The 25,629-nt window shown below is 36.3% G+C and carries 13 protein-coding genes, 1 rRNA gene and 1 pseudogene (1 of these 15 only partly in view); 5 read left to right on the top strand and 10 right to left on the bottom strand.

The genetic code is table 11. The features are described 5' to 3' along the window. Nucleotides 1-59: 59 nt before the first annotated feature. From F6K23_RS13710 to F6K23_RS13725, 4 genes are all read right to left on the bottom strand, one after another. The gene (locus F6K23_RS13710) at nucleotides 60-734 is read right to left on the bottom strand and encodes a hypothetical protein (RefSeq protein WP_293156031.1); all 675 of its coding nucleotides are present in this window, start codon (nucleotides 732-734) and stop codon (nucleotides 60-62) included. A 1,897-nt stretch (nucleotides 735-2,631) separates the two neighbouring features. After that, the gene (locus F6K23_RS13715) at nucleotides 2,632-3,045 is read right to left on the bottom strand and encodes a GNAT family N-acetyltransferase (RefSeq protein WP_375340759.1); all 414 of its coding nucleotides are present in this window, start codon (nucleotides 3,043-3,045) and stop codon (nucleotides 2,632-2,634) included. Nucleotides 3,046-3,111: 66 nt separating this feature from the next. After that, complete coding sequence (locus tag F6K23_RS13720) at nucleotides 3,112-3,294, bottom strand: hypothetical protein (protein WP_293156037.1); 183 nt, start codon at nucleotides 3,292-3,294, stop codon at nucleotides 3,112-3,114. A 428-nt stretch (nucleotides 3,295-3,722) separates the two neighbouring features. Continuing rightward, nucleotides 3,723-5,534: a sodium:solute symporter family protein gene (locus F6K23_RS13725; RefSeq protein ID WP_293156040.1), complete on the bottom strand. Its 1,812-nt coding sequence runs from the start codon at nucleotides 5,532-5,534 to the stop codon at nucleotides 3,723-3,725. 3,044 nt (nucleotides 5,535-8,578) lie between these two features. Between F6K23_RS13725 and F6K23_RS13730 the strand changes: the two genes are divergently transcribed. The 3 genes from F6K23_RS13730 to F6K23_RS13740 all read left to right on the top strand — a co-directional run bounded on the left by F6K23_RS13730 (nucleotide 8,579) and on the right by F6K23_RS13740 (nucleotide 12,891). Beyond that, nucleotides 8,579-8,950 carry a response regulator gene (locus F6K23_RS13730; protein ID WP_293156043.1) on the top strand — a complete coding sequence of 124 codons (372 nt, stop codon included), beginning with the start codon at nucleotides 8,579-8,581 and terminating at the stop codon, nucleotides 8,948-8,950. A 24-nt stretch (nucleotides 8,951-8,974) separates the two neighbouring features. Next, entirely contained in the window at nucleotides 8,975-11,119 is a 2,145-nt protein-coding gene (locus tag F6K23_RS13735; protein ID WP_293156046.1) for an EAL domain-containing protein, read from the top strand. A gap of 68 nt (nucleotides 11,120-11,187) precedes the next feature. Then, on the top strand, nucleotides 11,188-12,891 hold the full coding sequence (locus F6K23_RS13740) for a response regulator (protein WP_293156049.1): 1,704 nt from the start codon (nucleotides 11,188-11,190) through the stop codon (nucleotides 12,889-12,891). On the opposite strand, the pseudogene F6K23_RS13745 reads toward F6K23_RS13740, so the two are convergent. Together F6K23_RS13745 and argF are read right to left on the bottom strand one after the other, a co-directional pair. After that, nucleotides 12,883-13,173 (bottom strand): annotated as a pseudogene (locus tag F6K23_RS13745) (IS701 family transposase); the annotation flags it as partial. The gene F6K23_RS13740 and the pseudogene F6K23_RS13745 sit on opposite strands and share 9 nt — an antisense overlap. Nucleotides 13,174-13,566: 393 nt before the next feature. Beyond that, nucleotides 13,567-14,487 carry an ornithine carbamoyltransferase gene (gene argF / locus F6K23_RS13750; RefSeq protein WP_293156052.1) on the bottom strand — a complete coding sequence of 307 codons (921 nt, stop codon included), beginning with the start codon at nucleotides 14,485-14,487 and terminating at the stop codon, nucleotides 13,567-13,569. A gap of 728 nt (nucleotides 14,488-15,215) precedes the next feature. Here argF and F6K23_RS13755 point away from each other — a divergent pair. Continuing rightward, complete coding sequence (locus F6K23_RS13755; protein ID WP_293156055.1) at nucleotides 15,216-15,398, top strand: hypothetical protein; 183 nt, start codon at nucleotides 15,216-15,218, stop codon at nucleotides 15,396-15,398. Between the two features lie 941 nt (nucleotides 15,399-16,339). Here F6K23_RS13755 and F6K23_RS13760 read toward each other — a convergent pair. Continuing rightward, entirely contained in the window at nucleotides 16,340-17,572 is a 1,233-nt protein-coding gene (locus F6K23_RS13760) for a CHAT domain-containing protein (protein ID WP_293156058.1), read from the bottom strand. Between the two features lie 981 nt (nucleotides 17,573-18,553). On the opposite strand from F6K23_RS13760, the gene rdgB reads away from it, so the two are divergent. Further along, nucleotides 18,554-19,159, top strand: coding sequence for an RdgB/HAM1 family non-canonical purine NTP pyrophosphatase (gene rdgB / locus F6K23_RS13765; protein WP_293156061.1), 606 nt, complete (start codon nucleotides 18,554-18,556; stop codon nucleotides 19,157-19,159). Nucleotides 19,160-19,323: 164 nt separating this feature from the next. Here the strand turns inward: rdgB and F6K23_RS13770 are convergent, their stop codons facing one another. The 3 genes from F6K23_RS13770 to F6K23_RS13785 all read right to left on the bottom strand — a co-directional run. Next, nucleotides 19,324-19,536, bottom strand: coding sequence for a hypothetical protein (locus F6K23_RS13770; RefSeq protein WP_293156064.1), 213 nt, complete (start codon nucleotides 19,534-19,536; stop codon nucleotides 19,324-19,326). Nucleotides 19,537-19,667: 131 nt separating this feature from the next. Beyond that, entirely contained in the window at nucleotides 19,668-21,686 is a 2,019-nt protein-coding gene (locus F6K23_RS13775) for a S8 family serine peptidase (RefSeq protein WP_293156067.1), read from the bottom strand. A 1,514-nt stretch (nucleotides 21,687-23,200) separates the two neighbouring features. Further along, a 23S ribosomal RNA gene (locus F6K23_RS13785) occupies nucleotides 23,201-25,629 on the bottom strand; it runs 452 nt beyond the window's last position.

The following is a 25,629-nucleotide window of genomic DNA, read 5'->3' on the forward strand; positions in this document are numbered from 1 at the left end:
AAGCATCGCAACTGCTATTATCACTGCTGGCAAAACCAGAAAATATTTCCTTAAAGTCTTTAGCCTTCTTGAAAGTGCCATGATATAAATTTCTCCTTTACTATTTTTGTCTCTACCATTAGTAGTCCAGTAGGGTGTGTTAGCGTTTGCGCAGCATTCCGCAGAAAAGCGTAACGCACCGAAGCATTAAACAAAGCAATGGGAGCAGAAATATACTTTTGTTGGGTAAGATTGTCGTTGATGAAATTGCCATTGGGTAAACCATCTAGTAATTTATAATCAGAAGCATAAAGCCGCCCCTCTGTTAAAGCTTTAGATAAAGAATCTGTGACTCCAAATTTTTTGGCGATCGCTTGATACTGTTCTGGAGTAATTGGTAAACGAGAATCCATTTGAGTAAATTGCTCTAAAACAAGAGGGTTGGGTCCAGCAACTTGTAAATAGGCAAAAATCAGGTCTTCGGTAAAGCGATCGGAAATAGCAGGTTTTTTGATAATCTGGTACAACTTATTGTAGTCATCAAGAGTGAGAGATTCTGATGTCTCTGTATTTTTTTCCTCATATATTTTCGCAACGAACTTGACGATATTTTCTAGACGGTTAATAATTGATGTCTCATCAAAAGCAATTGATTTTTCCGGTTGCTTAATTCCAAATAATTGAGTAATTGTACTATCAAAGTTTTGCAAAGATTCTTGTACATCTTGATCATATTTGCTGTGTTTTTCCTTCAAAGTAGGGAAAGTTTTTTGTAAATTTGCTTCTAATTTTTCAACTAAAGCTTGAAGACTTTCTTGAGTTTTCGGTTGACTAATATCACTGTCCAGAGATTCTATATCTCGACTGAGTTCAGCCCAATCATTCTGGAATTGCTTCCAAGAATTTTCCCGCTTATAAAGATAGTTATTAATAACAATTATAATCAGGTAATATAGAACCTTAGAGCTGATTTGTAAACTGAGCTGAAATCCCTTTCTAGCATGGGTTTTTCAAAAGTTATGCCCTTAGGGCTTAGATAGTGTCAAACCCTTACAATGTAAAGTATTTATCCTCTTAATGTTTACTTTATAAATCAGCTCTTAAATATCCAGATGATATTTGGAAAAGCTCCCTTTGGTAAAACGGGAAATCCTAAGAATTCTGGCACATTGGTCATTGCCAAGGGCGGTAGATAACTATAGTTATATTCGTAGGTTTTGTCTGGAAAAAAATGCACTTGACGATATAAAGAGACCAATAAGGTCGCTATTTTGATGAGAGACGGGGGGTTTTTGTGTTCAATTTGAGTCATTATTGATACCTCATTCAAGTCAAAATTAAATTCAAAAGTCAAAAGTCAAAAGTCAAAAGTAAGAATTTAAGTCAAAAGTCAAAATTAAATTCAAAAGTCAAAAGTCAAAATTCAAAAGTAAGAATTTAAGTCAAAATTCAAAAGTCAAAAGTAAGAATTTAAGTCAAAAGTCACAATTGAATTCAAAATTCAAAAGTCAAAAGTCAAAAGTAAGAGTTCAAGTCAAAATTCAAAATTCAAAAGTAAGAATTTAAGTCAAAAGCCAAAAGTCAAAAGTAAGAATTTAAGTCAAAAGTCACAATTGAATTCAAAAGTCAAAAGTCAAAAGTCAAAAGTAAGAGTTCAAGTCAAAATTCAAAATTCAAAAGTAAGAATTTAAGTCAAAATTCAAAAGTCAAAAGTAAGAATTTAAGTCAAAAGTCAAAAGTCAAAAGTAAGAATTTAAGTCAAAATTCACAATTGAATTCAAAATTCAAAAGTCAAAAGTCAAAAGTAAGAATTTAAGTCAAAATTCAAAAGTCAAAAGTAAGAATTTAAGTCAAAAGTCACAATTGAATTCAAAATTCAAAAGTCAAAAGTCAAAAGTAAGAGTTCAAGTCAAAAGTCAAAATTCAAAAGTAAGAATTTAAGTCAAAATTCAAAAGTCAAAAGTAAGAATTTAAGTCAAAATTCACAATTGAATTCAAAATTCAAAAGTCAAAAGTCAAAAGTAAGAATTTAAGTCAAAATTCAAAAGTCAAAAGTAAGAATTTAAGTCAAAAGTCACAATTGAATTCAAAATTCAAAATTCAAAAGTCAAAAGTAAGAGTTCAAGTCAAAAGTCAAAATTCAAAAGTAAGAATTTAAGTCAAAATTCAAAAGTCAAAAGTAAGAATTTAAGTCAAAATTCAAAAGTCAAAAGTAAGAATTTCTGAAATTCTTAGTTCGTAAACCCGGTTTCTGCGTAAGTCCTGTTGGTCAAAAAATAGTTTTAATCAGAACTACAAAGGTTTTCATTTGGGTAGACCACAGTAGGGACTTTCCATAGAAGGTCTTTACAAGGTTTGATGTCTAAAAATGTGGTTCATATCATGTCCGGTAGTATCGGTATTGTATAGAGAAGGTAAGTGAAGAAGGAAGACGAAAGAAGGCTTAAAAGCTTGAAAAAACGTAAATTTCCTGTAGATATTCACCCTTGGTTTTACATAAACGCGCCCCAACGGACATGATATAATTTTAAATTCTAAATTCCGTTAACGCCTCTACAAGACAAGGAAAAACCTTATATAACGGTAGATATTTTCCCAACTTTATACACAAACGCGCCCCAACGGACATGATATAATTCTAAATTCTAAATTCTAAATTCTTAAAGATTTTACCATCAACACAGACTCAGACTGAAAACCTAACTTCTGATAAAGATTAAGAGCGGGTTGGTTAGAGACAAACACTTGCAAACCAATTTGCCGATCGCCCCTAGCTTTTGCCCAATTTTCGGCATGGGTAACTAATGCTGAACCGATACCAAGTCGTCGATGGGGTGGGGACACATACAAAAGAAATATGTGAGTTACCCGATTGCCCTCTACCTGATCTATAGCATTCCCCAACCACAGACAACCTATTGGTGAAGTTGCTGGTTTATCTATGACCTCAACCCACCAAATAGGAGTTTGAGTTGACAAGTAGCGATCGACTGTTTTGGCAAGATGACTAAAATTTTGCTCTGGGAAAAGTTCTTGATAAGTCCGATGCATAAATTTAACCAGCATTGCTCGATCTATACCGGAACCCTTACGAAGTTGGTAATTTGAAATTAACTTGCTAACCACTGAATATTACCAGAAATGAACATTGGGTATGGATAGCATTGCTTCTTCTTGAGGATAATTTAATTCCTCTGTGGGAGCGGGTGCTGCTAGATCCCCTGGTAAAAAGATACGAGCGCTGACTGCTACCATAGCGATTAAAAATATGACTACAACTATGAATGGAGCAATATATTGACGAAAAATTTGCATGGTTTTTGTATTAAATAGGTAGTAGGGAGTAGGCAGTAAGGGAAAAGAATTGATGATTTTTGTAAGAGGGAGTAGGGAGCAGGCAGTAGGGAGTAGGGAGTAGGGCAAAAGAATTGATAATTTCTGTAAAAGAGGCAGTAGGCAGTAACTGCGCTTGACCTGTCGCGGAGCGACAAAAACTTTCTCCTTCTCCTCCTCTTGTTTCTTTCCTCCTGACTCCTGATACCAAATCCGCATGTAATAAAAGGTGTTAACTAATATAGTATGTATACACCTTTTTCTTAACCCGGATTTGGTATGACTCCTCCCTAGACATAATATTATCAGGACTTATGCACGGATACTAAATCTAGTGAGGGCGAATGCCATTCGCCCCTACATATCCTGACTCCTGTGCGGGAGAATGCCATTCGCCCCTACACTCCTCCTTAGAAAAAATCGTCATCATCTAATCCTGGTCTTGGCATTGGCAAAATTTTTGATTTATTGAGCTGTCGCAAGCAAACCCAACCGAGAACTCCAATAATTAGGAATATCCAGCCAATGTTTGGTTTGAGCAACAGAAAACCACCAGTTGCCAAGAGTGCCCCAAATAATAATAGTATAGATGCGAGTACTTTTTGTAAATCTTTACCTAAATCCTGTGCTGGAGATAAACCTGTTTTCATCCTTTGCTGTTTCCAACCAGGGCCACCGGGAAGTGTTCGTCGATAAAATTCCTCTAAAGTTGCATCAGACTCTCGTGGGGTTAGAAACATTGCTGTTACCCAGAGTAATGTTACGGTGCCAGTAATAAACATAATTCGCAAACCAAAGTCTTCTATTTTGAAAGCAGGAACTAAACTTGTTGTCATCCCTACAAAGAAACTAGCGACAATAGCGGTTAATTCTGCTGCTGCATTCACTCGACACCAAAACCAACGTAATATTAATACTAATCCTGAACCTGTACCAATGGCTATTACTAATCTAAATACTGTGGCTACATCTGTTGCTAAAAATGCTGCAATTGCTCCTAAAACTGTTACTAATAGAGAGGAAAGTCGCCCTACTAAAACTAATTGTGGTTGAGTCGCATCGGGTTTAATAAATCTTCTATATAGGTCGTTAGTAATAAAGGAAGCTCCCCAGTTAATTGAGGTAGAAACTGTACTCATAAATGCTGCGACTAAGGAGGCAACAACTATACCTAAAATTCCTGGGGAAAGAAAGTCAATCATTAATTTGGGATAACCCAATTCTCTGTCTTCTAAATTAGGGTAAATTACAATGGATGCTAGAGCTACTAAAATCCAAGGCCAGGTTCTAATAACATAGTGCATAATATTAAATAACCAGGCTGCTTTTTCTGCTTCTGTTTCATTTTTAGCTGCGGCAAATCTTTGTACAAATTCTCCACCTCCATCACTCCGTCGCCAAGACCACCATTGAAGGGCAATATAAGCAAAAAATGTACTGGCAGTTATGCCTGCTGTTTTACTAAAATTAATCAAAGCATTGCCATTTTTACCAATAGTTAAAGGTGAAAGGGATAAAATATCTTTATCTGGCATTACTGGAGGAACTTTTGTTATTAATTCTTGGATACCACCGACACTGTTAACAGCAAAAAAGGCGACAATAATTGCTCCAAATAGTGCTAAGAAAAATTGGAAAAAGTCTGTGGCAACTACTCCCCATAAACCAGATAAACCAGCATAAATTAATACAAAAATACTGACACCAATAACGCTTAGTAATTTCAGATTATTTTCACTAGCATCAATGCCTAAATTTTGCCAAATTTCTAATGCTTCGACTACTTTAACCATAGCTAACATAGCATAACCAATGGCAATACAATTCATGGGAATAGCAAAAATAAAAGCTTTAACTCCCCGGAGAATAGCAGCCATATTTCCACCGTAACGAAGTTCAGTTAATTCTGCATCAGTAATAACTTCGGAACGTCGCCACATTCTGGCAAAAATATAGATCATTATTACATGGGAAATACCAAAAATCCACCATTCCCAGTTACCAGCAATTCCTCGGTTAGCTACAACTCCAGTAATATAGAGAGGAGTATCTATAGAGAAAGTTGTAGCTGCCATACTCGTACCAGCTAACCACCAAGGAAGCGATCGCCCAGAAACAAAGAAGTCTGCTAAACTTTTTGAACCTTTGCGAGAAAGATATAGTCCCATCCACATTGTTAAGATGAGGTATATTAAAACAATTAGCCAATCAATTAGTTGCATAAATTTGTGTTTAATTAGGAGTCTGTGTGTTTGTGAATGTTTTTTGAGCATATAGTTTCAAACTTAAGAATATCATGGATTTTATAGATGAATTTACTGTTTATATTATTTATAGCAATCCTATTTCAGTTGCGGGCAAAAATATCTTTATGGATTAGGGAGTAGGGAGTAGGGAACAGGGTTAAAAGTTTCATAGTTTTTATATATCCTGAGATTTTTTACCGAATAATTAACTAATTAATAATTAAATAATTCGCGCCTTGAAGCCTCCCCTTTGAAGGGGAAAAAAAGCGGTCGTTTGCGGAGCAGTCCGTTAGGATGGGATGGCGATGTCTCCTCGCCATATCCAATCGACCAAGAAAAGAAATAATATTTCCTTACATTCAATTCCGTAACGGTTTTAACCAGAGGTAATTATCAATTATCCATTATCAATTATCCATTAATGAAGAATCATTTCATACTGCTATATATCTAATTTTTTTATCCAAAGTCAGCAAACAAAATATTAAGATTTTTCTCTGTCAAGCTTTTTAGTAAATAGTTCAACAATGAATAATGAATAATGAATAATGAATAATTACCTCTCCTTGAAAAGAAGAGGATTGACTAATAATGAAATTTTTTTTTATTATCCCCTTAAAAGGGGAGGCTTTAAACCACAATTTTTCGGTAAGCAAAATTAATTGTATAGAAATAGCCAGAGCCGTTAGGATTTATCAGTCATAATGAATCTTAAACTAGGCAATGTTTTTTCTACTGTTCCCTGCTATATATTTGATAATTTCTAAAAATCAGATTAATGCTGAATAATTAACATTTTTTTTGTGGAAAAAAATCATCTTATTATCAGGTAAAAATTACATAATCAACAAAAAAATGCGGTTTGTAACTGGACTAGCACCTGAAATAGAAAAACTGTTAAAAAGAATCGAGTAAAAAGGTAAATATAATCAAGTGTGTTAAAGAGCGTTTAGGTATTCAATTAAGTAATAAAGGTGATGCAATTATAGCGCTGCGCGCAGGCAATAGGCAATAGGCAATAGGGGGAATAAAAATCTTAGCTATAGTATTATAATCAGAATCTTAAAAATCAGTAAAAACACTATATTTAATTGGTTAAATAATCAGGAAAAATATGACTTTATTTGGTGATATGAGGGTTAAGATAGAGGCAGAAAAAATTCAGCAGAAGCAAAAGAAGAAAAAGTAAAAGAATAGATTAAAAAAAACTTCCAAAATTTTGAAAATAGTACAGGAAAAAACTCAAGGTGAATAGGCCAGAGAGATAAGTAAAACAAAAATAAAAAGATTAGAAAAAAAGGAAGGGGTTGGTATCATATAAAAAAAATGGTAAAAAGCCAAGCTGAACCTAAATTATATAGCAGAAGAAATAAGGAAAAATTTTGCTTTGTCTGAGTTTTAAGCTTTTTATATGTCTGCGCCCTTTGCTTCGACTGCTATATGAGTAAAAAAAAATGCAATTAAGGAAATAATAGATTTATATTATGTGGATGAAAGCGGATTTAGTTTAGTTTTATATTTACTTTAACCACAGCAAAAAAAAGGAGAAAAAATAGAAGTATAAAGTAATATGAGTAGAAGGTTAAATATCTTAGGATTTCTGAAAAGAAATAATCAATTGAAAAGTTATGTATTTGAAGGTTATTTGTAAGCATTTCCTGCGGAATGCTGCGCAAACAGCCGTCAGCTATTAGCTAGCCTCCTAGGTCGGAACTGCGTTAACAGCTATTAATTTTGGGTCCGCGTAAAAGCAACCTTTTAAATTGAAAAAGAATCAAAAATTACTGCCAAAGTCCCAGAACAAAACCTGAGAAGTAATTATTCATTACTAATTGCTGTTTGGGTAGCATCCCGTAGGGAAGCGCTGACTGCTGATAGCTGAATGCTTACAGTTATTTTAATAAAAATCTGATGATAGTCGGTATAGATAAATTAAATAATAACCTATAAAAATTAACATTATTAGCAATAAATAATGCTTCTGTTTAGCATAATTAAAAACTCTGGAAGCGATAAACATAATAGAAAAAAAAGGATGAATAATATTATTTTTATCTACTTACTCACCACGATTAAATCAAATATAAATATAGCAATCCGCTCATTGGTTGTGACAATTTTTATAATAGTTAATTTGAGCTAAAAACCTTTAAAAATAACTCCTGACTCCTGACTCCTAACTGCCACTCAAATATTACAACTTAAATAGGATTGCTATATTGTGGATATTTATCAAATATAGCAGAAGAAAGAAGGAAGAAGGAAGAAGGAAGAAGGAAAAGTATTACCTTGTCTGAGTTTTAAGTTTTTGATCTGTCCTAACCTTTGCTTCGACTGTTATATAAATTGTTATAGCCTACTGTTTATGAAAGCTACTTGAACTGAATCAAAGCAGTAGAAGATGTTCTAATTAATTTGAGTTCAAAATATACAATTAACTTTGTGTAGGTACTTATGAATATACTGCTCAGTAGGAAAAATTTATATTAAAAAAACAGAATGTCATTTCAGTTATCAGTTTGCTACGCACATGAAAAATTTCCTAAGTCCGAGCTACGCTTTTTCCTTCGGAATGTTTTGCTGTGCATATTAAACGCAAATATGTCGCGTAGCGAAATAGTTAACAGTACCTTTTGCAATAAGGAGGCAAGAAAATAGTGAATTTTCTTTTTTATCCCTTTTAAAGGAGAGACTATTGACCTAATTTGATGGTCAGTAAAGCGACATTTTTATAAGTATAAAATAACTTTATATCGATTTTATATGAGGCTGTAAAGAATTATGAAATTTATTAACTTGTCTACCTTGAGCTATAGTCAACTCTGATTAAAATATTATTTTATGCCACTTTACATTAATTTAGTGTTAAACCTTTGTTTATACATATTGATAGTGAAAATACTCTAAAAATATTAACTCATTTATGGTATCATTGTTAAAGAGTATCTACACAAGTAATAATTTTCAAAATAATGAGCTTACTATGTAGATAATATTATTACTTGATTGAAATTAGTTAAATGAAAAGAATAATAATTGTAGATAATGAGCCTGATATGGAGTATTTATTTACTAAAAAATTTAGAAAAGAAATTAAATCAGGTTCTCTCACATTTATTTTTTTTACCTCAGCAATTGAGGTACTATCATACCTGAATTCTCAAGAAAATTATTCCATAGATTTAATTATATCTGATATTAATTTGTCTACAATAAATGGCTTAGAAATGCTCAAAAAAATTAAAGAAAAATACAAGAAAATAAAAGTTTTTATGTTAACTGCCCACGGCTATGATGAACACTACAAAATTGCCAAAGAATATGGGACAGATGATTATCTAGTCAAACCAATTAACTTTGAAGAAATCAAACAAAAAATACTTGACTTATAGTCTAAAAAATAAATCATAAAAATTATGTTATCAAAAATACTTGTAGTTGATGACGAACCAGATCTACAATCATTAATTTGCCAAAAATTCCGGAAGCAAATTATGCAAAAAAAATTTAAGTTCGTGTTTGTTCATAATGGAATAGAAGCTCTAGAAGTCATTAAAAATGAAACTGATATAGATTTAATGCTTACTGATATTAATATGCCTAAAATGGATGGAATAACTTTATTAACAAAGCTCTCAGAAAAACCAAATCAAACAATTAAAACAGTCATTATTTCTGCTTATGGGGATTTGAAAACTATTAGAAAAGCTATGAATTTAGGAGCTTTTGATTTTTTAACTAAACCCTTAGATTTACATGATTTAGAAATTACTCTAAGTAAAACACTCAAATCTGTGCAACAGGAGAAAGAAGCACGAAAGCAGAAAAAATTAGCAGAAAAAGCTCATGCAGAATTATTAAAACAACAGGCATTACGTAAAAGTGAAAAAAGATTTAAAGCATTAATTGAAAATTCTGTAGATCTAATTATGATTTTAAGCTCCAATGGAAAAGTTATTTATTTTAGCCCATCAGCCCAAAGATTTTTAGATGATTTTAATTACAATAATTTGAATATATCAATTTTCAACATTATTCATGCTAACGACCGTCAATTAATCAAACATATCTTGCAAAAAATAGTTAACAATCCATTAGAAAAACAGTATATTAATGAACTTAAAATCATAAACAAACGACAAGAATTACAAATATTTGAAGCAGTATTTACTAACTTAATGTTGGACGATCATATAACAGGGATAGTAGTTAATTGTCATAATATTACAGAAATAAAAATAGCAGAAGAAAAATTACTCCATGATGCTTTTCATGATTCCTTAACTCAATTACCTAATAGAGCATTGTTTATGGATAGATTATCTCATGCTTTTTCTAGATATAAGAGGTCTCATAAATATAAATTTGCAGTTATTTTTATAGATTTAGATAGGTTTAAAATAGTTAATGATAGCTTAGGGCATTTAGCTGGAGACCAACTAATTATTGAAGTAGCAAATAGACTCACAAAAGAGATGCATTATGATGATACTGTAGCTAGAATGGGAGGAGATGAATTTGCTATATTATTAGAATATATTCAATCTGAAGAGAATGCTAAATATATAGCCCAAAGAATTCAAAAATTGCTACAATTATCATTTAAAATCAATAATCAAGAAGTTTATACCAGCGCCAGTATTGGTATTGCCTTCTCCAATCAAGATTATCAAAATCCTACAGATATTCTCAGAGATGCAGATACAGCTATGTATCGTGCTAAAACTCTAGGAAAAGCTCGTCAGGAAGTATTTAATGCATCAATGTATGCCGATAATTTAGCACAACTTAAGTTAGAAATAGACCTTCGACAAGCCTTGAGATTTAATGAATTAGAGTTATATTATCAACCAATTATTTTATTAGAAACAGGTTTACTTTGTGGCTTTGAAGCATTACTAAGATGGAAACATCCCCAGCGAGGAATAATTTCTCCAAATGAGTTTATTCCTATTGCAGAAGAAACAGGATTAATTATACCCATTGGTTGGTGGACACTAGAACAAGCTTGTCAACAAACTTATAATTGGCAAAAACAATTTTCTCTCCAGCCTTTAACTATTAGTGTTAATCTTTCTGGTAAACAATTTTCTCAAGCTCAACTGGTAGAACAAATTGATGAAATATTATCTGGTACTTGGTTAGATTATCATAGCCTTAGATTAGAAATTACTGAAACTACAATTATGGAAAATGAGAAAATTGTTATGGAAATATTATCCAAGTTAAAAGGGATGGATATACAGTTAAATATTGACGATTTTGGTACTGGTTATTCTTCATTAAGTCGCCTACGAAATTTTCCCATTGATACTTTAAAAATTGACCGTTCTTTTGTGATGACAATGGATACTGAACCAGAAAACTTGGAGATTACTAAAGCAATTATTAGTATGGCAAAAAATTTAGAAATAGATGTCATTGCTGAAGGTGTAGAAACAGCTACTCAACTGGCTTTGCTGAGACAACTTAAGTGTAAATATGGACAAGGATATTTCTTTTCTAGACCTGTTAACAGTTCGCAAGCTACTAATTTAATTGCAGCAGCTAAAATATGGTAAAATTAAATCTATCCCACTTAGTTTTGTGACTATATTGGTAAAACAATAATTCCAACTAAAATGAAGTTATGCGAGCAAAAATACTGGTTGTGGATGATGAACCATCCTTTAAATCAATCATAAACCAAAAATTTAGAAAAAAAATTAGGAAAAAAGACCTCCAATTTATTTTTGCTTCTAACGGTTTAAAAGCTTTGGAAAAGTTACAATCTGAACCAGATATAGATATGATATTGACTGATATTACCATGCCAGAAATGGATGGTATTACTCTACTATCTACTCTTTGTGATATTAATCATCCTACACTTAAAACAGTAATTATTTCTGCTTCTAGCGATCTGACTCTTGTGAGAAAAGCGATGAATTTAGGAGCATTTGATTTTTTAACTAAACCTATCAACTTAGATGATTTAGAAATTACAATTAACAAAACTATAAATCATATTCAACAGTTAAAAGATGCACTAAAACAGGAACATTTAATAGAAGCAGCTCAACAATTATATGAAAGTGAAAAAAGACTAGAAAAATTCTTAGAAACTTTGCCAGTAGGAGTATTTGTAGTTGATGCTGATGGTAAACCTTTCTATACTAATCAAGCTGCAAAAAATATTTTTGCGAAAGGTATAGTAGCTGAAACTACTCCAGAGCAAATTCCTAAAATTTATCAAATTTACTTAGCAGGAACAGAAGAATTTTACCCTGTTGAACAACAGCCAATTTTCAAAGCTTTGAAAGGAGAAAATTCTACAGTTGATAATATGGAAATTCGTCAAGGAGAAAAAATAATACCTGTAGAAGTATCAGCAAGTCCAATTTTTGATGATACTGGTCAACTAATCTATGCGATCGCCACTTTTCAAGACATTACAGAAAGAAAAAAAGCAGAAGCAGAAAGAATTCAGTTTACCCAACAATTAGAACTCAAAAATATTGAATTATCTAAACTTAATCAAAGCTATAGTCGATTTGTTCCGAAACAGTTTCTCCGGTTTTTAGGACATGAAAGTATTGTAGAAGTTTCTTTGGGCGAATCTGTCCAAAAGAAGATGTCAATTTTATTTTCTGATATTCGTGCTTTTACCACTCTTTCAGAAAGTATGACTTTAACAGAAAATTTTAAATTTATTAATGCTTATCTTTCTCGTATGGAACCATTAATTACTGCTAATTATGGTTTTATCGATAAATATATTGGTGATGCTATTATGGCACTATTTGGTCGGTGTCCTGATGATGCTGTCCAAGCTGCTTTAGGGATGCTTTTAGAACTTAATCAATACAATATTTTTCGTAATAAATATCAGAAATCACCTATTACTATTGGTATCGGAATTAATACTGGTTCCTTGATGTTAGGAACAGTGGGTGGTACAAACAGAATGGATACTACTGTCATTAGTGATGCTGTAAATTTAGCTTCTCGCCTGCAAGATTTAACCAAAGTATATGGTGCTTCTTTAATTATTAGTCAAAAGACCTTTATTGAGCTTAAGGATTATACAAAATATAACTACAGATTTCTTGGTAAAGTTAAAGTCAAAGGAAAAAAAGATGTTGTATCTTTGTTTGAATTTTTTGATGCAGACCCCCCAGAAATAATCGAACTTAAAAAACAAACTAAAACATTATTTGAAGCAGGAGTTATTAGTTATTACTCTCAGCAAATGGAGCAAGCTACTCAAATATTTCAGGAAATTATTAATTTAAACCATCAAGATAAAGCTGCTTATTTCTATCTCGATCAAAGCAACAGGGAATCGGAGTAAAAATTGTCTTTTTAACTCTCCAGTTAACCTATGCCAAATGATGAAAGTATAAGCACAAAATACCAAGAAAAAATGGCGTTCCAGGCTCCATTTATCTCTAAGTTGATATTCTTTTAATCCCAAGCACCCTTTGGCTTCTCGGTAAAAAACCTCTATCCAATTTCTGTTTGAGTAAGTATTTACTATCCACTCAAATGTCACTTTTTAATTCTCAATATTGGCGATAAAATAATCAATTTCTGTTCCCTCTTCTACAGAACTGGCATTCATAAGGATATTCAACAATTCATTATTAATTATGAATTATTAATTATTACCTCTCCTTGAAAACGGATAGGATTGACAAAGAGATGAAAATTTTTTCTTCTCTTGGTCGATGGTCGGTCAGCGAGGAGACCTCGCCATCCCACCCTACGGGAAGCTCCGAAGATCGACCGCTTGTTTCTCCTTTAAAGGAGAGGCTTTAAACCTTAATTATTCTGTAAAAGTTCTTTCTCCTTCAAGGCATGAAATCTATGCTCTAAATTTGGTGGCCTAAACTATTTTTGGTTTTTCTACACTTAAGATAACTGATTCAAATTTCTCTACTGGCAAGCTTTTTACGAGAACCTCCATCCCTAAAACTGGCAGAGACTTTTCATAGAAAGTCCCTACTACTTTGCCAGTGGGTAAACTCTAATCACTACCCAAAAGACTGACTAATAAAGCTTTTTGAGCGTGCATCCGGTTTTCTGCTTGGTCCCAAACTCGCGATCGCTCTCCTTCTATCACTCCATCAGTAATTTCTTCATCCCGATGAGCTGGTAAACAATGCAACACTATCACATCATCTGCTGCACTTTCTACCAACTTTTCATTAACCTGATAGGGTTGAAAAATAGGTATTCGATTATTAGCCTCCTCTTCTTGTCCCATACTTGCCCAAACATCAGTATAAAGCACCTGAGCACCCTTAACTGCCACTTGGGGATCTTGAGTAACTATAACTTCACTCTTACCATTAGTAATAGCCTTTGCTTGCTCCACAATTTCCACATTTGGTAGATAATTTGGTGGAGTTGCTATCCTGACATTCATCCCTACCATTGCACAACCTAACAGTAAAGAATTTGCCATATTATTACCATCGCCAAAATAACTTAAAGTTAATCCATCTAGTTTCCCAAAACATTCTTGAATCGTCAATAAATCAGCCATTACCTGACAAGGATGTTCCCTATCTGTCAGAGCATTAATGACAGGAATTTGAGTATAACTTGCAAAAGTTTCTAAATCTTTTTGCTCAAAAGTCCGAATAGCTAAAATATCTAAATATCGGTCTAAAACTCTAGCAGTGTCAACCAAAGGTTCTCCACGACTAACTTGAGTAACATTAGGATTCAAATCAATAACTTGACCTCCCAATTGATACATTGCCACGGTAAAACTTACCCTAGTTCGTGTCGAAGCTTTAGAAAATAATAGCCCTAAGACTTTATTACATTTGAGATTTATTTTACCTGATTTAAGTTTGGCTGCCAGTTGTAAAAGTTCTTTTAATTCATCAGAACTCAAATCTGCTAAACTTAATAAATTTCGTCCTTTTAAATTATCCATAATTTATCACTAATTTCAGGTTACCAATTATATTGTTTCAGTTAACATTGGAATTATTCAAAAGGTTTAGGCAAGTTTCATAACTGGGATGAAAATTATTACACCAAATTAGTTATATTTAAAACCCGCCATGACTAATTCCAAAGCGACTAGAATTAATACTATTTCTTGATAAGTATAGTTTTACATTTACCAACTATTTAGAGCTAAGACTTTATAATGTCTTTACTCTAGTAAGTTAAAAGTTAATTTGGTTCAATCTATAACAATTTTTCTTCAAGTCCCAAAACAGCCGTCGAAGCATAAAGGCCACAGTCAGAGACCTAATACCAATTTGATAAGTGTTTGTGACAAATAGTATTGTCAAAGAAGAAGGAAGAAGTAATCAACAAATCGTAAAAAATCGAAATAGGTAGCTTAAAGGATTGGAGAGGTTCTTTTTAAGCATAATTTTCAGCCTTTTTTTTTGTAGCATTCTATTTTCAAATTGGTATAACTAGGTTCGTAAATTTTTGACTCTTGGTTGGGTCTTGATGTAGCTGCTATTTGTTATGCTAAAACTTGGCCACTATCTTCAGACCTACTCTGGACGTTAGTCTTTTTCCAGCCACCAGAGGTATAGTTCTAAATGTGCTAATGATGAACTAGCAGTAAATAATACCAATTCCCAAAAATAATGCTATACTTCATGAAAACTTCAGTTATTAAGTAATAATAATGCTTCAGCAATGTTTGTAACAATTACCGATACTAAACCAAAATATCTTATGTCTTTGAACCCTACTCCCTACTCCCTACTCCCTAAACCTCAAAGATATTTAGCAATACTTTTGATATTTGGTATAAGAATGTATGAAATTAACTATACAGAATGTTTACTTGTTGGTATTCCTGATGTTTCAGTGCTGTAAAAAAAAGCCAAATTAAGGATCAAATTTTACAGAATCTTAAGTTGTAGTCACAGCAACTCCTACAAAATCTACAAAAATCAATTTACCGAATAATTAGGGCTTGCTGATTAAATCTAAAAGCATTGACATATAAAGACAAGTGCCTTTTTGAGGTCTGAAATACCTTGGTTTTCAGCTCTTCATGCTCATGCATGGAGCGTATTTTAGGCAAAAGTTGGGCAGAGAAATCATTCTTACAATTCTTACTCCTACCTACTCTAAATTCCCCGTTCCTCCTGTCTCTTGTCTCCTGTCTCCTACCCTCACCCATAAGACTTTTTCAGCAAACCCTAATTAAGGTTTAAAGCCTCTCACTCGCCGTGGAGAAACAGCGGTCGATCTTCAAAGCGAACCGTAGGGTGGGATGGCTCCGAAACCTGCGCCATATCCAATCGACCAAGAGAAGAAAATAATTTTCATCTCTTTGTCAATCCTCTTCTTTTCAAGGATAGGTAATTGTTAATTATTAATTATTAATTATTAATTGTTGAACAATACCTATAACTAATTCGTGAAGGATATTTGGGAATTAAAAGAGTAGCAAATAAGGAAGTTTTCATTAATTGATAATTGATAATTACCTCTGGTTAAAACCGTTCTTGATTGAATGTAAGGAAATATTATTTCTTGATTTTCCCCTTGAAAGGGGAGGCTTCAAGGCGCGAATTATTTAATTATTAATTATTAATTATTCAGTAACTATCGTATAAGTGTTATATCCCACTGACATAAAAAAATGATGTAATTTTATTAGATGCTTAGTTGCAATAACAAGGATTAAAATAATTACCAATATCTATGACTAAAGCCTTTAATTAATTCTCTCAATTTCGGCGATTTACTTGTGCTTGTATGATTCATTTTTGAATTACTTCAAATTCTCAAAGCCCATGAAAAAATATTTACCAAGGACTACTAATAAGAGTGAATCCTGACCAATAGAAAGGATGAGAAAAGTCTGTTTCTCCCAATATTTGTAAACTCTTAGGTAAAGTAATTTCTCCTCTAGAAAATTTCAATTTTTCCCTCGCTAAATACACATCTCCATGAATCATTTTAATTTGAGCTTGTCTGATTGTTTCGGCCTTAGTTGATGCTGTTTTTAACTGTTCATAAAATTCACTCATTAAAGCTAAAGTACCAAGATCATTAACATACCACAAACTTGCTAATGCAGATTGAACCCCCGCTTGTAAAGCTAATCCTGCAAAACCTAACTCCACATCTCTATCTCCCACGGCAGTTTTACAAGCACTTAAAACTAATAATTCAGCCGGAGGATTGTTCCAATTAATCTCTTTAATTTCGTCTAAATGGAGTTTAATATCCCAAAATTGAATGTAAGACTGTTCAGGTTTTCCGGGTTTAAATTCTGCATGAGTTGCTAAGTGAATAATATTAAAAGATTGAGAATAAAGTTGATTTTTTAAGTTTTTTAACGTGAAGTCCTGATTAAGAAATAATTTTCCAGGCCAACCTCTAGAAATATTTTTAGCTGAGATATTTTCTATGAGGTTTCTATTAACAATTGTTGATAGTTCAATTGGAACAGCAGGTAAAGGATTTTGGGTAGGAAATTCTGAAGCACCCATTGCCAAAACTCTGGCTTTTTGAATGGGAGTATAATTGGAGTCAATTAAATTAAATGCAGGAATAATTGCTAGACTATATTTCTCTACTAAAAATTGTTTTCCATCATGTAATGCTGCTATTGGTAGAGTACGCAAACCTGTTCCTAAACAAAACAATATTGTGTCTATTCTTTCTTCTTGAAGATTGGCTTCAAAGGGTTTAATTATCGATTGATAAAGTTGTTGAGCCAGACTTAAGTAAGAATTTGTGAAAAGCGTCTGAGGATTGGTAATTTCATTCTGAAATAATTTGACTTTACGAATGAGATTTTCGCGTTTGAGGGAGTCAATATCTTGAACTAGAGGTTTTTTTCCAGGAGAAATCAAAACTAAATGTAAATATTCTGATTCAGGAATTGCCCAAAATACCGCAGGTCTTATATTACTTTTTCGGCTAATTTCTAACAATTTTTGAGCAATGTCATTACCAGTTTTTGAAACTTCTGAAATTTCTCGATCAAAATAATCTTCAAATTCTTTTTCCAGCCTTTGTTCCATGTTCATAACTTTTTCCGATATAGTCAGATTAGAACTCATATTGTATCGGTCTGTCGGACTTACATTGATGTCTTCAGAAAGGATTTTGTCTGAATTAAAACTAAGCATAATAATCAGGGAAAGAATCAACCAAAAAATTTTTATACTAGCTTTGTATTTGCTCTTAGGAGAGAAGAACTTTCGGAACATATAATACTTGGTTTAATGAATTGAAGATTTAAAACTAGATTTCAGGTATTTGTGTACTCTTGGAAAATAATATAGCAATTCCCAAAAAGCGTGAGGTACAAAATTCCTTGGTTTTAGGGAGTAGGGAGTAGGGAGTAGGGAGTAGGGAGTAGTAGTTCTGGTTCCGTAGGAATCGATAAAGAAGAAAAACAACTGTACCTCATTAGTTTGGGAAACGCTATATTAACACAGTAGGGAAGTATATTTGATGACACATTCCGGATATTGCATAGATGATTAAATTCCTACTCTATCTACTCTCCTCTCTCCTATTTTACTAAACCCATCTACGGCGATAATTATAGTAGAAGGAAGAAAGAAGAAAGAAGAAGAAAAAAGCTTGTGTTATCTGAGTTTTCAGCTTTTGATATCTCCTGAACCTTTCCTTCGACGGCTATAATACCAAGCGTGAAAAAAGAATGTTACAAATAATAAGCAGTATTAAAATAATTTATAGGAAATATCTATTGGACAAAAAAGATAAATTACTACATAAAAATATGAACTATAACTCAGTTTATATTTCTTTTTACTAACGATAATTTGGGATTTTTTTGTGTGGATACTTCAGTCTAGTTAGAATCGATTGACCAAAAAATAAGGTCTCAACCCTCCCCTTTCAAGGGGATAAAAAAACATAAAATTCAATATTTCAAGCCTCTTACTTTAACTAGAGGTACTGATAACTGATAACTGATAACTGATAACTGAAATGACATGGTATTCTATTTAAGACAAAATAAATATTTATATAAAAGAATGACAAACATTACTCCCGCAGAAACTACTCCTAAATTGCTAGTTGTAGCTACTGGTAATCCGGGGAAAGTTCAAGAAATACAAGAATATCTAGCAGATTTGAATTTACAATTACAACTAAAACCAAAAGATTTAGAAGTTGAGGAAACTGGGGAAACTTTTCTCGCTAATGCTCGCCTCAAAGCTAGTGTTGTGGCCAAAGCTACTGGAAAATGGGCGATCGCTGATGATTCCGGATTGGCAGTAGATGCTTTGGATGGCAGACCAGGTATTTATTCTGCTCGTTATGCTCCTACTGTTGCGGAACAAATAGAGCGAGTATTAACAGAATTGGGAGATAACTCGAATCGTCAGGCACAGTTTGTCTGCGCTCTTGCCATTGCTAGACCAGATGGCACAATTGCCTTAGAAACAGAAGGTATTTGCCGTGGAGAAATTCTGTATAGTCTCCGTGGGAATGATGGGTTTGGTTACGACCCCATTTTTTATGTTCCTTCACAAGAAAAGACTTTTGCGGAAATGTCTGCTGAAGCGAAGCGATCGCTCTCTCATCGTGGTCAAGCTTTTCAAGTATTACTACCTCAGCTCAAAGCAATGTGTAGCTAGGTTTCCTATTGAGTAAGTTGGGTTTCGTGAGCAAAATAATAGTGTGGGGATGCTGGGGAGTACAGGGTCTAGAAAATAAGCAACTGGAGTTTAGACTAATTTATAGCTGGCCTGAAACTTGCTCAGGGAGATAGGGAAATTAGTGAAATTAACTCAAACCCCTATTAGATACCCAAACCACATATTAAGCTTTGGTTGCGGAGTTTCAAGTTTTCCTTCCTTCTGAGTAGATTATTTGAAGACCCTGTATCAGTCACTTCACAGTGGTGTCCCCAACAAACTTTAACAGCATTTCCATGATGATCTACTTCAATCGATGCGTAAAGTGACCTTAAGTATTCTATGGCTTGAGCTTGCACCAGTTGAGATGTTGACATGCTAAAACGGTCCCTAATCTGATTAAATCTATGTGTTTTCAAGGATTCAAATTCAAGACTGTGCCGCTCCAGCGAGCACCTAAAGTATGGGAAAAGAAAAGGTGCGATCGCCTTTGTTTTTAGTTGTCAGATCAAGATTTTGTGACTTTGGCAATTAATCGCCAGAAATTGAGCCGACCGACATCCATCCTCCAAGTATCTACCACCCGCACACTCCAGCTTCCTTGGATCTGTTTACCTTCAAAAGCAGCTAAGGCAGGCAATTGGGATACTGTATAAACTTCCTGAATATCGTCTGTAGAACCTCCTGTGTGATTGTGAAGTGTCACCGCAGTCCCATCTGGGGCAATGATATCAATCCGTAAATCGCCGATATAGGTGTGAGTGAGGTCAATTCTGAACCGAATTTCCCGAATTAATCCACTTCGAGAGACTTCTAGTTTGCTCTCAACTGGGTTACCCACATCAGGAATGTCCAAGCCTGATTGAACCATCTGATCGATGATGATTATGTCATCAATAGCTTCTTTGACGGCTTTGAAAGCATTGACTTTGCCATGACCGAACCAGAGACTAAAGCCATCAACGAAATCACCAGGCTGATTCACAGGCGTATCTGACTCAATCTTCAAATCCTTGTCCGCAGTCTGCTGAACAATTTGCTTAACTTGTAATGCTGTCAGTTGGGGATTGGCGGAAAGCATAAGTCCACATACCCCAGCGACGGTAGGAGTTGCACTAGATGTACCGCCGAAACGGTCAGTATAGCTGGAGTCTAGCGTAAAATCTGCCCCCATGTTTTCATTATCCGTTGTCACTATCCCACGACCAGGCAATTTTTCATTGGTTAGGTCGTGAAAGTTATTGGTGGGGGCACAAACAGAAATTTCCCTTCCCCAAGATGAATAAGCCGCTCTGGTTTTGAGAGAAGTACAGCCACTAACGGTAATCACATCAGGGTGAGCTGCAATCCAGCGATCAATTGGACCACTGTAGCTCATAATACCAAACCTGGGATGAGAATACTCGTAAGTAAGCGTATTATCAAGATCCTTAACTGGACAATTATTATTCCCGGCAGCTACGCAGATTACCAAACCTTTCCCACGCCGTCCTCCATTCCTAACTAAATCAGAAATCACATCAAAAAATGCTTGACTAAGAGGTGCATTAGCTGGTCCAAATCCCCAAGAACAAGAAACAATATCTGCCTCTCGGGAAATCCGTTGGAATAGTTGAATCATCTCAGCATCATTAAAAGCAAGAGGAAATCGCACTGCTAGCAATGCACAACCTGGTGCTAGTCCAACTGTCCCTTGTCCATTGATCTCTGCCAAAGCAACTCCAGCACAGGGGGTTCCATGATAGTCATTTCCTTGAGGGAGCACATTATCGTTATAAAAGACCTTTCCGTTTCTCTCAAAGGCATTCAAGCGACCAACCACTTTTCCCTGTCCCTGAAAATCAGGATGGGTTAAGTCAAACCCGTCATCCGCCACACAGATTACGATATCCCGTGAACCTTGGGTGATTTCCCAAGCATCGGGAGCCAAAATTCCAGCTCCAGCGACTAATTCCGCTCCATCTACCGGAGCATGGAGATGCCATTGCTGGGGAAATAACTCATCTGCGGGAATAAAGTCAAACCTTTGTAGTGATCGAACTAAATTCGGTTCAGCGTATTCGACATCGCTACGGGCGGCGGCCAAATTAGCTGTCTTGATCGGGTTGCGCCCTGTTGCAGTAGTTACTCGCAGCAATAGGGTATTTTTTCCCAAATCTTGGACAACCTCTAGGTTCTCATCTTGGGTGTACTGCTCAATAGTTTGCGCCGTTGTTTCTGGCTTAAACTTCACAAAAAAAGTGTCACTGATGAGGTATTGGGAATCAGGTTGACCCGGAGTTCGATAGACATGATGCACTACAGTTCCAGATTGGCGTAATTGATCCATTAAACCATTGCGATCTGTTCCTGCAGTAGCCCGAACCAAATTAGAGCTAACCTGAGCCATATTCTCGAGGGAAAGTCTGGCCTTACTTGCTTCAGCCTTTGCTGCTTCTATATTTGGTGCCTGTAACGTAATATCTCTTTCGGTATGCTCGATCGCAATTTTACGTCCACCTTGCCATAAATAATTATTATTTATCATATTATTCACCTCTCTATAGATATTTATCAGCTTTTTTGCCCAAAATTTTCCTTAACTTGAACTAATTAGAAATACTTTTTGTCCGGTGCAAAACTGGCGCTCCCCTGATTAAGAAATCGCTCCCTGAACTATCTGCACCTGATTACTAATCATTCCAGCTATTCCCAGTCCAATCGAAATTAGCCCCAGAATAGTGTTTATACCTAAACCACAGACAAAACAATTTATCCCACTTGTCCGTAGCTTTACCTGCATTTTATCTTCAGATGATAGTAATTTATACAAAATATAACAATTCTTTACACCAACCTTATAGAACCCCTGAATGGTATCTCTAAAAAATTAGGCGATCGCTAACCTCTTAAGCATCAGTCGAAGAAAACGGCATATTAATCTTAGCAGTAGCATTTTCCAGGGTTCGCATCAAATTTTTGGTCAAGCTTTTACATCTGGTGATCCAGGAATTGGTTCTTTCAATGACCAACCTTGCTTTGACCCGAACTTACCCTGTTTTTCCTTCCTGTTTTTTCTGTGCCAATGATTGTTTTGGTGATAGATACAATCCGAATTTTGGTCATAATCCCAGGATAGATTTTTTTTAACTCCTGTATGATTTTTTCGCTCTTGGTATCCATTATCAAGTAAAATAGTGATTTTAGGAATGTTTACTGGAATTGATTTAAAGTAGTCAATATTGTCTGATCACATTTCTATACTTCCGACATCATCCCATACTGATGCCATTTGACAATGGGTAAAAAAAGCGCACCGCCTGCTCTCTCGGTTTCCTTAGAGTAAGGACGGAGCAAGAAGGAAAACCGAGACAATAAAACTGCACTCCGGTCTTTTAATGCCGTTGGTAGCTTTGTCAAAACAAAATCATGATTGACTTGATACCAGCATTACAAGTATTTTTTACAGATAAGTGAATCAATAATTATTAGAGTTGTCCCCGATCGCTTTTTTTTTACCGAATAATTAATAATTACAGCGCTTTTCGCTCTTGATGAACCACATCTTCACAAGCAAAACTTTGTAGGGGCGATTCGCGTTTGCGGAGCATTCCGTAGGAAATCGCCCCTACTGTGGTCTACCCAAATGAAAACCGCTGTAATAATTAATAATTAAATAATTCGCGCCTTGAAGCCTCCCCTTGGATAGGGAAAAAAAGCGGTCGTTTGCGCAGCATGACCTTAGGATGGGATGGCGAGGTCCCCTCGCCATATCCAATCGACCAAGATAGCGGTCGTTTGCGCAGCATTCCGTAGGATGGGATGGCGCCATTCGGAGCGGCTCTGATAAGAGCGGGTCTCGGAGCTGTCCGACCATCGACCAAGAAAAGAAATAACCCACATTCCGCACTTCAATTTGAATTACAACATACCACAAAAAAACTTGTCTATTTAATTAAGTAGAATTACTTATGGTATTTAGTGACTTCAAGTGAGATCATAAAGCTGATGATCCCATGAAGAAACAAAGAAGGCTGCATAGTCAGAAGTAAAGATTGAAATGAGGTCAAGTCCTCGGTCTGTTAGTGTGTCTAGGCTGCATACATTACTGCATTTCCACCGAACACCTATAAACGGGTAGTCTTCCCGTGACCTTACCTACTTATTAAAGTAGTGAGAGCACTCATCTTGAGGTGGGCTTCCCACTTAGATGCTTTCAGCGGTTATCCGCTCCGCACTTGGCTACCCTGCGTCTACCGTTGGCACGATAACAGGTACACCAGCGGTGCGTTCCTCCCGGTCCTCTCGTACTAGGGAGAACTCCTCTCAATGCTCTTGCGCCTACACCGGATATGGACCGAACTGTCTCACGACGTTCTGAACCCAGCTCACGTACCGCTTTAATGGGCGAACAGCCCAACCCTTGGGACGTACTTCCGCCCCAGGTTGCGATGAGCCGACATCGAGGTGCCAAACCTCCCCGTCGATGTGAACTCTTGGGGGAGATCAGCCTGTTATCCCTAGAGTAACTTTTATCCGTTGAGCGACGGCCTTTCCACGCAGTACCGTCGGATCACTAAGGCCTAGTTTCCTACCTGCTCGAGTTGTCTCTCTTACAGTCAAGCTCCCTTGTGCCTTTACACTCTCCGGCTGATTTCCAACCAGCCTGAGGGAACCTTTGCGCGCCTCCGTTACCTTTTAGGAGGCGACCGCCCCAGTCAAACTGCCCCCCTGAAACTGTCTCTGGGCTTGATTGAGCTCCAAGTTAGAATTCTAGCCTCTCTAGAGTGGTATCTCACCGATGGCTCCTAGTTCCCCACAAGAAACTATTCATCGCCTCCCACCTATCCTGCGCAAGAGAAGCCCGAACCCAATTCCAGGCTACAGTAAAGCTTCATAGGGTCTTTCTGTCCAAGTGCAGGTAGTCCGTATCTTCACAGACATTTCTATTTCGCCGAGTCTCTCTCCGAGACAGCTCCCAGATCGTTACGCCTTTCGTGCGGGTCGGAACTTACCCGACAAGGAATTTCGCTACCTTAGGACCGTTATAGTTACGGCCGCCGTTCACCGGGGCTTCAGTCGCTAGCTTCACTTTCGCTGACCAACTTCTTTAACCTTCCGGCACTGGGCAGGCGTCAGCCCCCATACTGCGTCTTTCGACTTTGCGGAGACCTGTGTTTTTGGTAAACAGTCGCCTGGGACTCTTCACTGTGGCCAGCTCTCGCTGGCACCCCTTCTCCCGAAGTTACGGGGCCATTTTGCCGAGTTCCTTAGAGAGAGTTATCTCGCGCCCCTGAGTATTCTCAACCACCCTACCTGTGTCGGTTTCGGGTACAGGCATCATTGGTTTATGGTGTTTAGAGCTTTTCTTGGAAGCCTGACAGATACTACTTCGCTCCCGTAGGAGCTCGGACTCACGCCTCAGCTTGGAACGTTTTCTCCGCTCCGCAACACCTCGAACGCTTACACCGGTAACCATCTTCCGGCTAGCTCACGCCTTCTCCGTCCCTCTGCACCAACCAATCACGGTACGGGAATTTTCACCCGTTGTCCATCGACTACGCCTTTCGGCCTCGCCTTAGGTCCTGACTCACCCTCCGCGGACGAGCCGTCCGGAGGAACCCTTAGGGTTTCGGGGTATGTGATTCTCACACATATTTTCGCTACTCAAGCCGACATTCTCACTTCCGTTTCGTCCACACCTGCTTTCGCTAGTGCTTCTTACTACCACGGAACGCTCCCCTACCAATACAATTTGTATTCCACAGCTTCGGTATACCACTTAGCCCCGTTCATTTTCGGTGCCAGAGTCCTTGACCAGTGAGCTATTACGCACTCTTTCAAGGGTGGCTGCTTCTAAGCCAACCTCCTGGTTGTCTATGGACTCCAACCTCCTTTCTCACTTAGTGGTAATTTGGGGACCTTAGCTGGTGGTCTGGGCTGTTTCCCTTTCGACGATGAAGCTTATCCCCCACCGTCTCACTGGTGAGATTACCATCTGGTATTCAGAGTTTGTCTCGATTTGGTACCGCTCTCGCAGCCCGCACCGAAACAGTGCTTTACCCCCAGACTTTTACTCTCACCGCTGCGCCTCAACACATTTCGGGGAGAACCAGCTAGCTCCTGGTTCGATTGGCATTTCACCCCTAACCACACCTCATCCGCTCCTTTTTCAACAGAAGTCGGTTCGGACCTCCACTTGGTGTTACCCAAGCTTCATCCTGGACATGGTTAGATCACCAGGGTTCGGGTCTATAAACTGTGACTTACGCCCTGTTCAGACTCGCTTTCGCTTTGGCTTCAACCTTTCTGGTTTTAACCTGCCACTGCCTATAACTCGCCGGCTCATGCTTCAACAGGCACACGGTCACTCGTTTAATCGAGCTCCCATTGCTTGTAAGCTGACGGTTTCATGTTCTATTTCACTCCCCTTCCGGGGTTCTTTTCACCTTTCCCTCGCGGTACTGGTTCACTATCGGTCACACAGGAGT

Origin of the sequence: Okeania sp. SIO2C9, assembly GCF_010672455.1 — a bacterium.
Lineage (GTDB): Bacteria > Cyanobacteriota > Cyanobacteriia > Cyanobacteriales > Microcoleaceae > Okeania.